General features: G+C 67.7%; 11 protein-coding genes. 9 read left to right on the forward strand and 2 right to left on the reverse strand.

Features of this window, described 5'->3' with window-relative positions:
• The first annotated feature begins 13 nt into the window (after positions 1-13).
• The 3 genes from MMB92_RS27400 to MMB92_RS27410 all read left to right on the forward strand — a co-directional run bounded on the left by MMB92_RS27400 (position 14) and on the right by MMB92_RS27410 (position 3,949).
• Complete coding sequence (locus MMB92_RS27400) at positions 14-1,483, forward strand: benzaldehyde dehydrogenase (protein ID WP_062885672.1); 1,470 nt, start codon at positions 14-16, stop codon at positions 1,481-1,483.
• Between the two features lie 14 nt (positions 1,484-1,497).
• Entirely contained in the window at positions 1,498-2,625 is a 1,128-nt protein-coding gene (locus MMB92_RS27405; protein WP_023476648.1) for an NAD(P)-dependent alcohol dehydrogenase, read from the forward strand.
• 154 nt (positions 2,626-2,779) lie between these two features.
• A complete protein-coding gene (locus tag MMB92_RS27410; protein ID WP_230205761.1) occupies positions 2,780-3,949 on the forward strand; it encodes a helix-turn-helix domain-containing protein in 1,170 nt (389 codons plus the stop codon).
• Between the two features lie 138 nt (positions 3,950-4,087).
• Here MMB92_RS27410 and MMB92_RS27415 read toward each other — a convergent pair whose 3' ends face one another.
• A complete protein-coding gene (locus MMB92_RS27415) occupies positions 4,088-4,990 on the reverse strand; it encodes a LysR family transcriptional regulator (protein WP_062885673.1) in 903 nt (300 codons plus the stop codon).
• Positions 4,991-5,148: 158 nt separating this feature from the next.
• Between MMB92_RS27415 and MMB92_RS27420 the strand changes: the two genes are divergently transcribed.
• Positions 5,149-5,925 carry a glucose 1-dehydrogenase gene (locus tag MMB92_RS27420; protein ID WP_058903664.1) on the forward strand — a complete coding sequence of 259 codons (777 nt, stop codon included), beginning with the start codon at positions 5,149-5,151 and terminating at the stop codon, positions 5,923-5,925.
• A gap of 28 nt (positions 5,926-5,953) precedes the next feature.
• Here MMB92_RS27420 and MMB92_RS27425 read toward each other — a convergent pair whose 3' ends face one another.
• Positions 5,954-7,156: a sugar transporter gene (locus MMB92_RS27425; RefSeq protein ID WP_058903665.1), complete on the reverse strand. Its 1,203-nt coding sequence runs from the start codon at positions 7,154-7,156 to the stop codon at positions 5,954-5,956.
• A gap of 202 nt (positions 7,157-7,358) precedes the next feature.
• On the opposite strand from MMB92_RS27425, the gene MMB92_RS27430 reads away from it, so the two are divergent.
• The 5 genes from MMB92_RS27430 (at position 7,359) to MMB92_RS27450 (ending at position 12,853) form a co-directional block, all read left to right on the forward strand.
• Positions 7,359-8,033: an HAD family hydrolase gene (locus MMB92_RS27430; RefSeq protein WP_011545523.1), complete on the forward strand. Its 675-nt coding sequence runs from the start codon at positions 7,359-7,361 to the stop codon at positions 8,031-8,033.
• Positions 8,034-8,665: 632 nt separating this feature from the next.
• Positions 8,666-9,628 carry a class I SAM-dependent methyltransferase gene (locus tag MMB92_RS27435; RefSeq protein WP_058903959.1) on the forward strand — a complete coding sequence of 321 codons (963 nt, stop codon included), beginning with the start codon at positions 8,666-8,668 and terminating at the stop codon, positions 9,626-9,628.
• 13 nt (positions 9,629-9,641) lie between these two features.
• Positions 9,642-10,736: a methyltransferase type 12 gene (locus tag MMB92_RS27440; RefSeq protein ID WP_058903666.1), complete on the forward strand. Its 1,095-nt coding sequence runs from the start codon at positions 9,642-9,644 to the stop codon at positions 10,734-10,736.
• A gap of 12 nt (positions 10,737-10,748) precedes the next feature.
• Entirely contained in the window at positions 10,749-11,804 is a 1,056-nt protein-coding gene (locus MMB92_RS27445) for a Rieske 2Fe-2S domain-containing protein (protein WP_062885674.1), read from the forward strand.
• Entirely contained in the window at positions 11,801-12,853 is a 1,053-nt protein-coding gene (locus MMB92_RS27450; RefSeq protein WP_058903668.1) for a Rieske 2Fe-2S domain-containing protein, read from the forward strand. The genes MMB92_RS27445 and MMB92_RS27450 overlap by 4 nt, the downstream gene beginning before the upstream one ends.
• Positions 12,854-13,195: the final 342 nt, after the last annotated feature.

A 13,195-nucleotide genomic window follows, 5' to 3' on the forward strand; every position in this document is an offset into this window, starting at 1 on the left:
CCCAGGAGCGCAAATGGATAGCAACACCCCCGCACTGTTCGACACCGACATCTGGCGCGGCAAGATCTTCAACGGAAGCTGGCACGCGAGCCCGCACGCGGCCGACGTAATCGAACCGGCGACCGGCAACGCGCTCGGCCGCATCGGCGTCGCCGACGCCGCAGCCATCGGCGAAGCATCAGCGACCGCCCACCGCGCCCAGCCCGCGTGGTTCGCCCTCCCCTACGACGAGCGCGCAGCCGTCCTGCGCCGCGCCGCAGCCATCGCCGAAACGCACGCCGACGCGATCGTCGACTGGCTCGTGCGCGAAAGCGGCTCGACCCGCGCAAAAGCTTCCTTCGAAACCGCCATCACCATCAAGGCACTGCACGAAGCCGCCAGCCTGCCATCACGCGCAGCCGGCGAAGTGCTCCCGTCTGCGGCCGGCCGCCTGTCGCTCGCGCGCCGCCGTCCGCGCGGCGTGGTCGGCGTGATCTCGCCGTTCAACTTCCCGCTGTACCTCGCGATGCGCGCGGTCGCGCCGGCGCTCGCACTCGGCAACGCGGTCGTGCTGAAGCCCGATCCGCGCACCGCCGTGTGCGGTGGCGTCGCGATCGCGCGCGTGTTCGAGCTTGCCGGCTTGCCCGAAGGCGTGCTGCACATGCTGCCCGGGGACGGCGCGGCCGGCGCGGCACTGGTCGCCGATCCACACGTCGCGATGATCCAGTTCACCGGCTCCACCGCGGCCGGGCGCAAGGTCGGCGAAGCGGCGGGCCGCCATCTGAAGAAGGTGTCGCTCGAACTCGGCGGCAAGAATTCGCTGATCGTGCTCGACGATGCCGACCTCGACCGCGCGGTCGCCAACACCGCATGGGGCGCGTATCTGCATCAAGGCCAGATCTGCATGGCGACCGGCCGCGTGCTCGTGCAGCGCGCGATTCACGACCGCTTCGTCGCGAAGCTCGTCGAGAAAGCGCGCAGCCTGCGCGTCGGCGACCCGGCCACCGGCGACGTCGGCCTCGGCCCGCTGATCAACGCCGCGCAACGCGACCATGCGGCGAGCGTGGTCGATGCGGCCCGCCGCGCAGGTGCACGCATCGAGACGGGCGGCGGCCATCGCGGCCTGTTCTTCGAGCCGACCGTGCTGAGCGGCGTCGCGCCGGGCAATCCGGCGTTCGACGAGGAAATTTTCGGGCCGGTCGCGATCGTCGTGCCGTTCGATACCGACGAGGACGCGATCGCGCTCGCGAACCGGACCGAATACGGGCTGTCGATGGCGATCCTGTCCGCCGACGTCGGACGCGCACTGCGGATCGGCGAGCGCCTGAACACGGGGCTGCTGCACATCAACGACCAGACGGTCAACGACGAAGTGATCAACCCGTTCGGCGGTGTCGGCGCATCGGGTAATGGCTCGAGCATCGGCGGTGCGGCAAACTGGGAGGAATTCACGCAGTGGCAGTGGCTGACGATCAAGGGCGAAGCGCCGCCGTATCCGATTTGACGAGGAGACCGACCATGTACACCGAACACGACACACGCGCCGTCACCGCGGCCGTCGCGCGCGCCGCCGGCGCGCCCTTCTCGATCGAAGCGGCCCGCATCCGCGCGCCGCGCGGCGACGAAGTGCTGGTGCGCGTCGTCGCGACCGGCTTGTGCCATACCGACCTGATCGTGCGCGACCAGTACTATCCGGTGCCGCTGCCGGCCGTGCTCGGTCACGAGGGCGCCGGCGTGGTCGAGGCGGTCGGCCCGAACGTGAAGACGCTCGCCGCGGGCGACCACGTCGTGCTGACCTACGGCGCGTGCGGTCACTGCACGTCGTGCGTCGGCGGTCACGGCGCGTATTGCCGGCAGTTTTTCGCGCTGAACTTCGGCGGCGCCGACGCGGACGGGCAGACCGCGCTTCGTGACGAATCCGGCCAGCCGCTGCACGATCATTTCTTCGCGCAGTCGTCGTTCGCGAGCTACGCGCTCGCCCGCGAGAACAACGCGATCAAGGTGCCGAAGGAAGCGCCGCTCGAACTGCTCGGCCCGCTCGGCTGCGGGATCCAGACCGGCGCGGGCGCCGTCATCAATTCGCTCGCGGTGCGCACCGGCAGCAGCTTCGCGAGCTTCGGCGCGGGCGCGGTCGGGATGAGCGCGGTGATGGCCGCGCGCATCGCCGGCGCAACGACGATCATCGCGGTCGACATCGTACCGTCGCGGCTCGCGCTGGCGCTGGAGCTCGGCGCGACGCACGCGCTCAACAGCCGGGAGGTCGACGTGGTCGACGCGATCCGGGAGATCACCGGCGGCGGCGTCGACTTCGCGCTCGAATCGACCGGGCTGCCGGCGGTGTTGTCGCAAGGGATCGACGCGCTCGGCTCGCGCGGCACGATGGGCGTGGTCGGCGCGCCGAAGCTCGGCACCAGGGCCGAATTCGACGTGAACAGCCTGCTGCTCGGCGGCCACACGATCCGCGGCATCGTCGAAGGCGACAGCGTGCCGCAGACGTTCATTCCGCAACTCGTGCAACTGCATCTGCAAGGGCGGTTTCCGTTCGACCGGCTGGTGAAGTTCTATCCGCTCGACCAGATCAACCAGGCGGCGGAAGACAGCAGCAAGGGGATCACGCTCAAGCCGATCCTGCGTTTGCCGCATTGAACGCAACAGGCGCCGCCGGCCGCACGCCGACGCACACGGCGGCGCCCCTTCCCGGGAAAATACCCGCCTTCAGGCGCCGGGCTATATTACGCATTCGCGCGACACGCCAGGCCGACACGCCTGGCCCGGACCTCGACTTCAAATGGAGCGCAGCGTGAACACGGCCCCCGAATCCCTTTCACGGCCGGTCGACCTCGACCGGCTCCGCGCCCGCTTCGCCGCGGGCGAGCCGCTGCCGGAAACGGCGTTGCCGGCCAGCGTCGCGCGTTCGTGGCTGCGTTCGCGCGACGCCGGGCTGCGGCCCTGGCAAACCGCCCGCTATGAAATGCAGCGCGAACCGGACGAATCGCGCGCGGACCGGCGGCTCACCCGCTGCGTCGCGCAGGAGATCGAGCCGCTGTGGGCCGCATTCGGCGGCAGCGAATGGACGATCATGTGCGTCAATCCGCACGGCACGATCGTCCATGCGCGCCGCAGCCCGCAATGCGACGACGCGCTGCTCACGCCGATCGTCGCCGGGCGCCGGATCGTCGAACCGAACATCGGCACGACCGCGCCGAGCTGCGTGATTCACGACGGCGCCGAAACCGTCGTCGCGGGCGCGCAGCACTATCTCGACGAGTTGTCGCGAGTGTTCTGTCTGGCCGTGCCGCTCGTGGGTTTCGACGGCGAAGTGATCGGCGCGCTCGATATCACCGGCATCGGCCGGCGTAATATCGCGCAGCTGCGCGAGTCATTCCGGCACGCATCGCTGTCCGCCGAACAGCGGCTCTATGCGATGCTGCGCGACTGCCATCTGCTGCAGGTGCAATTCGATCCGCGCTGGCTCGGCACGCCGCTCGCCGGCGTCATCGCGCTCGACGAAGCGGGCCGCGTGCGCGCGGTGAGCCGCCTGGCCCGCCAGATGCTCGATCTCGCGCCCGCCGGGCCGGTGGCGCCGGTCGATCTCCGGCAACTGTTTCCGGGCGCGACGCCCGCGCAGCAGCGCCGGTTGCTGACACCGGCACGTACGCCGCAGCGGATCGCGCGCGACGATGGTAGCCACGTATGGGTGCGCACCGTGCGTGCGCCGCTCGATCGCGCGACCAGGGCGCGGCACGCCGATGTGCTCGAAGACGCTGCCGACGTGTGCAACGTCGCGTCGGCCGCCGGCCCGCAGGCGAGCCTGCACGAACAGTCGCTCGACGCGATCCGCCGCGCGCTCGACGAGCACGACGGCAACGTGTCGGCGGCCGCGCGGCAGCTCGGCATTTCGCGCACGACGCTGTACGCGAAACTTCGGCAGCTCGATGCGGCTGGGATCAGGCACGACGGGCCGCATTGACGATGCGGGGTGAAGTGAGCCGTGTGGCGATGGCGCCGATCCACGGCGGCCCAAAGTCGCCCGGGATCAACGATACGGGTGCGTCGGCACCATGATGACGCCGCAGCGTGTCGGCCCACGGTGCAGCCGCGACGATCCCTACTCCCGCCACGTCGCCTCCGCGAGCTTCGCCACCAGTTCGTCGTACACCACCCGGATACGACGCGGCATCGGCCCGCGCCGCGGCCGATAGACGTGCAGCTTCCACGGCTCGGGCTCGAGGCTCGGCAACACCCGCACGAGGCGCCCCTTCCTGACGTACGGCCGCACCAGATATTCCGAACACTGGCCTACTCCCACCCCCGCGCACACGGCCTCGATCTCCACCTCGGTGTCGTCCGTCAGGTAAGCCGGCGACGACGGCACGAACTGCTGCTCGCCGCGAAACATCCACGGCCACGGCCGCCCGCTTGCACGATCGATCAGGCACGTCACCGGCATCGCTTCGAGTGCCTTGCGGTTTTTCGGCTCGCCCAGCCGCCGGATCAGCGACGGCGCGGCCACCACCCACATCGGCAGCGGCCCGACCATGCGCGCGACGAAGCGGTTGTCGCCGATCGCGCCGACGCGCACGCCGATGTCGATCTGCTCGTCGACCACCGGCGACGGCACGTCGGACAGCCGCAGATCGGGCACGAGCCCCGGATATCGCTGCATGAGGCCGGTGAGGATCGGCTGCACGTAATGCCGCCCCATGCCCGACGGCGCGGTGATCCGGACGACGCCGACCGGCTCGTCGCGCTGGCCGGTCGCGGGCCCGAACAGCCCGTCGACCACGGCCAGCGCGCCCTGCACCTCGCGCGCGAACGACTGGCCGAACGCGGTGATCCGGATGCTGCGGGTCGTCCGGTGAAACAGCGTTTCGCCGAGCATCTCCTCCAGTTCGCGCACCGCGCGCGTGACGACCTGCGGCGACACGCCGAGCCGCGCGGCCGCCTCGCGAAACGTCGGCGCCGCGGCGGCCGCGGAAAAGATCTTCAGGATGTCGAGGCGGTTGAGCATGGGAAGCCTTTATGATGCTCGCGAAAAAGCGATTTTAATTCCCCAAAAAGGAATTCTGAATGCGCCATTGTTCCATTTTTTTGTCGACGTCGAACGACCACAATGCGCATCGGACGTCGCTTCGACGCAACGGATCACCCCTCACGGAGAAACGCATCATGAACGCAAGCACGCACTCTGCCCCGCTCGACGGTCGCATCGCCCTCGTGACGGGCGCCAGTTCCGGCATCGGCCGCGCGTCGGCGATCGAACTCGCGCGCCGCGGCGCGAAGGTCGTCGTCAGCGCCCGACGCAAGGCCGAACTCGATCGACTGGTCGACGAGATCGCGACCGCCGGCGGCAACGCAACGGCCTTTGCCGCGGATGTCGCGAACGAAGCCGAGCTCCGCAAGCTATTCGATTTCACACTGTCGACCCACGGACGGCTCGACGTCGCGTTCAACAATGCGGGCACGGAAGGCGTGTTCGCGCCGATGCTCGAGCAGGACGCGCAAAGCTACGACCGGGTGTTCGAGCCGAACGTGCGCGGCGTGTTCAATTCGATGAAGTTCGCGGCTGAGATCATGCTGCGTCAGGGCAAGGGCAGCATCATCAACAATGCGTCGATGGGCGGCGTCATCGGCTTCGAGAACGCGTCGGTGTATATCGCGAGCAAGCACGCGGTGATCGGGATGACGAAGACGGCTTCGATCGAATGGTTCAAACGCGGCGTGCGCGTCAACGCGCTGTGCCCGGGGCTGATCGATACGCCGTTCCATCACCGCGGCATCTGGGCGTCGGAGGAAGCACGGCTCGCCTTTGCCGAATCGACGCCGGCCGGCCGCTGGGCATCCGCCGACGAGATGGCGACGGTCGTCGCGTTCCTCGCGTCGGACGATGCCAGCTATGTGTCGGGGCACGCGCTGGTGGCCGACGGCGGCTATTCGGTCGCGTGATGCACCGGCGGCGTGCCGGGCAGCGGCTTCACGGCGTGGGGGCCGCGAGCGCCGCTTCCCGTTTCGCGTGCAGCCGCAACGCGGCCCACGCGACCCCGGCCGCGAAGATCGCGACCACGCCGCCGAAGGTACCGATCCACGGCAGCCCGAAGTCGCCCGCGATATGGTTGCCGAGCAGCGCGCCGGCGCCGATGCCGACGTTGTACAGCCCCGAGTAGATCGACACGGCCAGGTCGGTCGCGTCCGGCGCCAGCTTCAGCACCCATGCCTGCATCGCCAGCCCGAAGCAGACGATCGCGCCGCCCCACACCAGCGTGTGCACGGACAGCGTGACGATGTTCAGCGCGCACGGGAACAGGATCAGCAGGCAGCCCGACAGCGCGACGATCGACGCCAGCAGGAAATCGTCGGGCCGGTGCGGATAGACGCGATTGAAGCAGACCGCGGCCGGCAGGCCGGCGATGCCGAACAGGATCAGCACGTACGTGATCCGGCTGTTGCTCGCATGGTTGATGCTCTGCACGAACGGTTCGATGTACGTGTACGACGTGAAGTGCGCGGACACGACCAGCACGGTGATCGCATACAGCGCGACCAGCGCCGGCTTGCGCAGGAACACGCCGATGCTGCTCAGCGACCCGGCGCCCTGGCTCGGCAGCAACGGCAACGTGGCGCGCAGCAACAGCAGCGCGATGCCCGCCGTGCCCGCGATGATCAGGAACGTGACGCGCCAGCCGAACGCCTCGCCGATCACGCGTCCGAGCGGAATCCCGGCGACCATCGCGATCGCCGAGCCCATCGCGATCAGGCTGAGTGCACGGCTTTTGCGGTCGCTCGGCGCGAGCCGCACCGCGAGCGGGATCGAAATCGACCAGAACACCGCATGCGCACACGCGATGCCGAGCCGGCCGATCATCAGCACCGCGAAATTCCACGCGACGCCGGTCACGACATGGCTGCCGATGAACACCAGCAGCGCCACGCTCAACAGCTTGCGGCGCTCGACGTGGCGCGTGACGAACGTCAGCGGCAGCGACACGACCGCGACGGCCCACGCGTAGATCGTCAGCATCAGGCCGACGGCGGTCGGCTGCATCTGCAGGCTGTCGCCGATCGCGCTCAACAGCGCGACGGGCACGAATTCGGTGGTATTGAAGATGAAGGCGGTGAGCGCCAGGGCCAGAACGCCCCACCACGATTGTTCGGAACTGACGGCGTCGGGGGTTGCCATACGGGGATTCGACGAAGGTTGGGCGTGCGCGGGCGGCCCGCCCGGCGCATCGGCGCGATTGTACCAGCGGTGTTCGACCCGCCGCCGCCGGGCGCGGTGCGTGCGGCGCGGGACATGGCGGTGACACGGCCGTGCGCCGATAATGTGACGCATTGGGTTTTGCCGACGATTTGCCCGACGATCATCGGGCCAGGAGAGTTACATGCGCATTGAAACGTCATTTCTGTTCGATCTCGACGGCACGCTCGTCGACAGCGTCTATCAGCACGTACTCGCGTGGAAGGAAGCGCTCGATGCCGAAGGCATCGAACTGTCGGTGTGGCGCATCCATCGCAAGATCGGGATGAGCGGCGGCCTGTTCCTGAACCAGCTGCTGCGCGAAACGGCCGGCGACATCGACGCCGAGCGCGTCGAGCGGCTCGCACGGCTGCATGCGGCCGCGTACCAGCGGCTGCGCGCGCAGGTCCGGCCGCTGCCGGGTGCGCGCGAACTGCTGGCCGCGCTGTCGAATGCCGGCATTCGCTGGGCGATCGCGACCAGCGGGCGGATGGAAACGGCGGCGATCAATCTGGAGGCGCTCGGCGTCGATCCGGCGAAGAACGTCGTCGTCACGCGCGATCAGGTGAAATACGCGAAGCCGGACCCGGACCTGTTCCTGACCGCGGCCGCGAAGCTGAACGTGCCGATCGAGCATACGGTGGTGGTCGGCGACAGCATCTGGGACATGCTCGCCGCCGCCCGCTGCCGCGCGCTCGGCGTCGGGCTGCTGGCGGGCGGGTACGGCAGCGATGAGCTGGAACGGGCCGGCGCGCTGCGCGTGTACGACGATCCGGCGGATCTGCTGTGGCACCTCGACGAGGTGGCTGCGCGGCCGTAGGCGCCAGTACGCCGCGCCCGGTCCGTTCCTCCGTGAGCGAGCGTTTCAGTCGAGCTTGACGTCATGCGGCCGCACGAGCTCGTCCGGCCGGATAGCCGCGCGCGCGATCGTTCGCGTCGCGGCTTTTTTCGATTCATCGAATCGAAACAATCCCCACCGCCATTGACAAGCCCGATTTTAATATTTTTATTCGCACCTGTTTTCCTGTGTTTTTAAAACACACGGGAAGATTCTTGAAAAATCGAATCGCCTTTCATATAACAAAAACACTTCGCTTCCGGTTCACGATCGCAGTGCCAGAATCGTGAAAATACGCGTTGCGTACGGAGCCGAACCGGCCAGCCAGCGCCAGCCCGCGTCGCCAGACGTCCCAGGCACGATATGGGGTCTGTGTCGCAATGTGGCGTCGTAGCGCCCTTTCCGCCATTTATCCGGGGATTCTATAAATGCGCACGGATCTTTCACCTTCATAACGTTTCGACCGAAGCATTACCTCGATTTATTCGATTGCACGATCACAGGTATCGGCCGGGGTATTTTTGTGCCGGCGTTTCGTAAAGACGTGCGCCGCCGCTCGATCGGCGGGCATTGTTTTGTCCGGTTTGACGGAAATGGACGACGCGAGGATTTCGATGAATCAGATCAGCGAACAGGCGATCGCCGAACTGCGCGCGCCGCACCTGGAACCCGCCCTGCCGATCCGGGTGCTGCATGGCGAGACGGTGAGCGATTACGAGCGGAAAGTGCAGACGACCTACGCCGGCAGCCCGGACGACTGGCGCAAGGCGATCGGCGAGTACCTGTTGTTCCAGTTCGGTGTGTACGACGATCCGCGCTCCACGCCGCCGATCTCGCTCGATGAATCGGGCATTCGCTACTTCGAACGCCAGCTTCATCTCGCCGGCTTCGACGACCCCGTTCCCGCCCGGGTCGAACGCATTCTCGACATCGGCTGCGGCTGGGGCTACATCCTCAAGTATCTGGCCGGCCGCTTCCCCGGCTGCATGCGCCTCGACGGTATCAACGTCAGTCGCGAACAGCTCGACTACTGCGCCCGCTTTCATGCGCAACACGGGCTCGCGGAACGCATCAACCTGTATCAGTGCAACGCTCAGGACGTCGATCGACTGCCCGATCCCGCGACGCCGTACGATCTCGTGATCATTCGCGGCGTGATCTCGCACTTCCCGAACGCGCTGTACGAAAAGGCGATGCGCGCGCTGCATGCGCGTGTGCGCGGCGGCGGCTCGGTGGTGATCTCGGACAATCTGTACAACGTCGACCTGAGCGAATACGCATCCGACACGCCGGACGAGGTCGACCGGATCGCGTGCAAGCACAGGAAGACGCCCGATTATTTCAGGCAGGTGCTGATCGACGCCGGGTTCGCGATCCGCGACATGCGCGTGCTGCCGTCGAACATCGACGTCGCGCGCTGGCTGATGGATGCCAGGGCCAACATCGACCGCCATTTTCCGCACCGTGCGCCGGACACGCTGGAAGAACTGCGCGTGCTCGCCGAAAACTGGTCCGTCGCGCTGATCAAGAACAAGGTGTCGACCTACAGCATCGTCGCGGTCAAACCGGACGCGTAACTTGGAGAGCCGCATGCAAGCATCCGGAACGCCACGCGCCACGAGCGCCCCGCCCAGCGAGACGCAAACGCTGGTGCTGCCGCTGCCGCATCTGTCGCTGCCCGTCGCACGGCACCCGCAGCATGAAGCAATCGAGCGGCAGCTCGCGATCGACGACTACCCGTACATCGTGCAGCACTATCGCAGCGACGCCGCGGCGCGCCGTTTTCTCGCGCAGCGCATTCCCGCGTATGGCAGCCTGTGCTACCCGAATGCGCGGCCCGATCGCGTGTACGCGCTCCACCGCATGATGCACGTCACGACGCTGATGGACGACGCCTTCACGCATCTCGCACGCACCGGCGATCAGGCGGGGCTCGACACGTTGCGCGAGCATTTCCTGGCGGCCGTCGACGGCACGCCGCCGCCGGCCGACGCACCTTCCGCGCGGCTGCTGCACGACACGCTGCAGTTGATGCGCACCCGGAGCGAGGCGCGCCCGGCCTTCTGGCGGCGGTTCGTCGAATGCATCCGCGAGCAGATCCATACGCAGGCCAGCCCGACGGCAACCGACGCAACGCGCCTGTCGTTGGCCGACTATCTGGCGTTTCGCCGGGTCGAGGGCTTCGGCCACTGGATCACGCTGCTCACCGAATACGCGCTCGACATCGACATGCGGCAGCGCCTCGCGCAACACGCGGCACTCGCCGATGCGCGCGATGCGACGATCGACTCGGTGATCCTCGTCAACGACCTGTTTTCGTTTCGCAAGGAATGGTCCGCGCACGAGCGATTCAATGCCGTGTGGATCCTGATGCGCGTCGAGCAACTGAACGCACAGGCGGCGCTCGACCGGCTGGCGGTACTCTGCATGTCGAACGAACACCGTCTGATCGACGCGCGTGAAGCGGTCGCGACGGGCGCGCTGGCCGGCGACGCCGACGCGCAGGCCTACGTGACGGAGCTGTGTTACATGAGTGCCGGCAATGCGGAGTTTCATGCATTCAGCACCCGCTACCACGGCGACGATCTCGGCGGCGGGCGCTTCGCCGGCGGCGCAGTCGCGATGACGGCGCTGCCGACGCTCGAGGAAATCGCGGCGGCGGACCGGCATGCTCGGCCCCGGTGACTGGAGACGCACATGCACGCACCGACCCCTCTTGTGCCAGAACTCGCCGCCGCTTCGCGACATCGCTATCCGGACGGCTGGTTCGCGCTGGCCTACAGCCGCGACGTCAAACCCGGCGCGCTCGTCGTGACGCGCTTCATGGGCGCGGACGTCGTGCTGTATCGAACGGCATCCGGCCTGATTCGCGCGGTCGCGCCGCATTGTCCGCACCTCGGCGCGCATCTCGGGCACGGCGGCGTCGTGCGCGGCGAGGAGATCGTATGCCCGTTCCATCACCTCGCGTTCGCCGCGGACGGCACCTGCGTGCGCGCCGGGCGCGACGGCAAGCCGCCCGCCGCCACGCTGCGGCAGCGCCCCGTATGCGAATGGAACGGCCTGGTGCTCGCATGGCAGGACCGTGCGGGCGCAGCGCCGTCGTGGTCGCTGCCCGAACTCGACCTCGACGGCTATTCGCGGCCGCGCGGCCAGTGCCACACGCTGAACGGCAGCCTGCAGAATCCGGCCGAGAACGGCGTCGACGTCAATCATTTCAGCCCGGTGCACGGCTGGTCGAATCCGGTGCTGGAGCCGCTGCAAGCCGAGGGCCACCGGCTGACGATGCGCTCGACGCTCGTGCTGCTCGGGCAACGGCTGCTGCTGGACATCACGATGCACGGCCTGGGCTGCATGGCCGCGCGCATGGAACTGCCGGACCTCGGGCTGCACGCACGGGTCGTGCTGTTCCCGACGCAGATCGAACCCGACCGCTGGACCTGCCGCGAATTCGTCGCGCTGCGCGTCGAACGTGCGTCGGCGTGGCCGTCGCCGCTGCGCCGGGCCCTGCACGAGGTCCTCGCGAGCGCCGCATACCGGCTGTGGTTCGTGCCGCAATTCAAGCGCGACCTGCGCATCTGGGATCACCGCGACTACGACGCACGCCCGACGCTGATGGCCGGCGAGCTGCCGATCATGACGTTCCGGCGCTGGGCCGCGCAGTTCTACCCGGCGCCCGGCGGCGACGCACCCGACGGGCGAGACGGCCCCGTGTCGGCGGCCGTCGCACATGCCGATCGGGAATTCGCGCGATGAGTGCCATGCCGATGCAGGAGCGCGCGATGCATGCAGCCGGCCCCGTCGACGAAACCGCGCCGCTGCCCTATCCGGACGGGTGGTTCGCGCTGTGTTTCAGCCGCGAGCTGAAGCGCGGGGCCGTGCTCGCGACGCCGTTCATGGGACGCGACGTCGTGCTGTACCGGACGGCCTCGGGCGTCGCCTGCGCGGTCGACGCGTATTGCCCGCACCAGGGCGCGCATCTCGGCCACGGCGGCACGGTCGACGGCGAGCAGATCGTCTGTCCGTTCCATCACTACGCGTACGGCCCCGACGGCCGGCGTATCGCCGCCGGCTGCACGAAAGGCGGCCAACGGCTGACGCTTCGCACCTGGCATGTGCGCGAGTGGAACGGCTTCGTGTTCGTATGGCAGAACGCCGACGGCCTGGCGCCGACCTGGGAACTGCCGGAAGTGGACATGACCGGCTTCTCGGCACCGGTCGGCCAGGCATTCACGCTACGCGGCGTGATGCAGAACCTGCCGGAAAACGGCTTCGATCTCGAACATTTCGGCGCGCTGCACCGCTGGAAGGACATGAAACCGCATACGCCCGTGATCGACGGCCCGCGCATTTCGATGCAGGTGGACATGGCGTGGAAGCACATCAGATGGCGCACGGTGATCGGCGTTCACGGCCTCGGCTGCGTGTCGTCCGACCATGAAATGAAGGCGATCGGCCTCGAAGCGAAGATCTTCGCGTGCGGCGTGCAGGTCGCGCCGTTGCGCTGGACCTTCCGGGACGGTATCTCGTTCCGCTTTTCGTGGCTGTCGAGGTGGCCGGCTCCGTTGCAGCGGATCGTCTACGCCGCGCTCGGCCGGTTGCTGCACCGGCTGTGGCTGGTGCCGGTGTTCAAGGAAGACATCATGGTGTGGAGCCATCGCGACTACACCGGCTACGGTACCCCGGTCGCAGGCGACGGGCCGTATCCGGTATTCCAGCGATGGGCGCGGCAGTTCTATCCGGCCGGCGATCGCGTTGCGGCACGGCATCGCACCGCGCAGGCGGACGCGTTTGCCGGGAAATAGCGGGAGCCGGTGGCGCCGGCAACGACGCACTGGAACGCGCCAGCGCTCTGCTCTGCTCCGCCGCATCCGGCATTTCGCGCACCTTCAGATAGCGCCACCGCCGTGCAGACGTCAGTAATGATTCGCCATATCCGCACAAATTGGCATCGACCGTTGCCGTCACAGAGATCGGCAACGGCAGATTGCTATCCGGCCCATCGCCATCCACTAAATCGACATCGAGCTTCGCGGCCCGCGCAAGGAGCATGACGCGTACGACGCCGGAATCGACGCCCGCTGCGACTAACGCCTATACGTTTTCCCGTTATTCAAGTGCCAACGAATAATTCTCCCGCGTGAATA

The organism is Burkholderia sp. IO2 (assembly GCF_029522185.1).
GTDB lineage: Bacteria > Pseudomonadota > Gammaproteobacteria > Burkholderiales > Burkholderiaceae > Burkholderia > Burkholderia cenocepacia.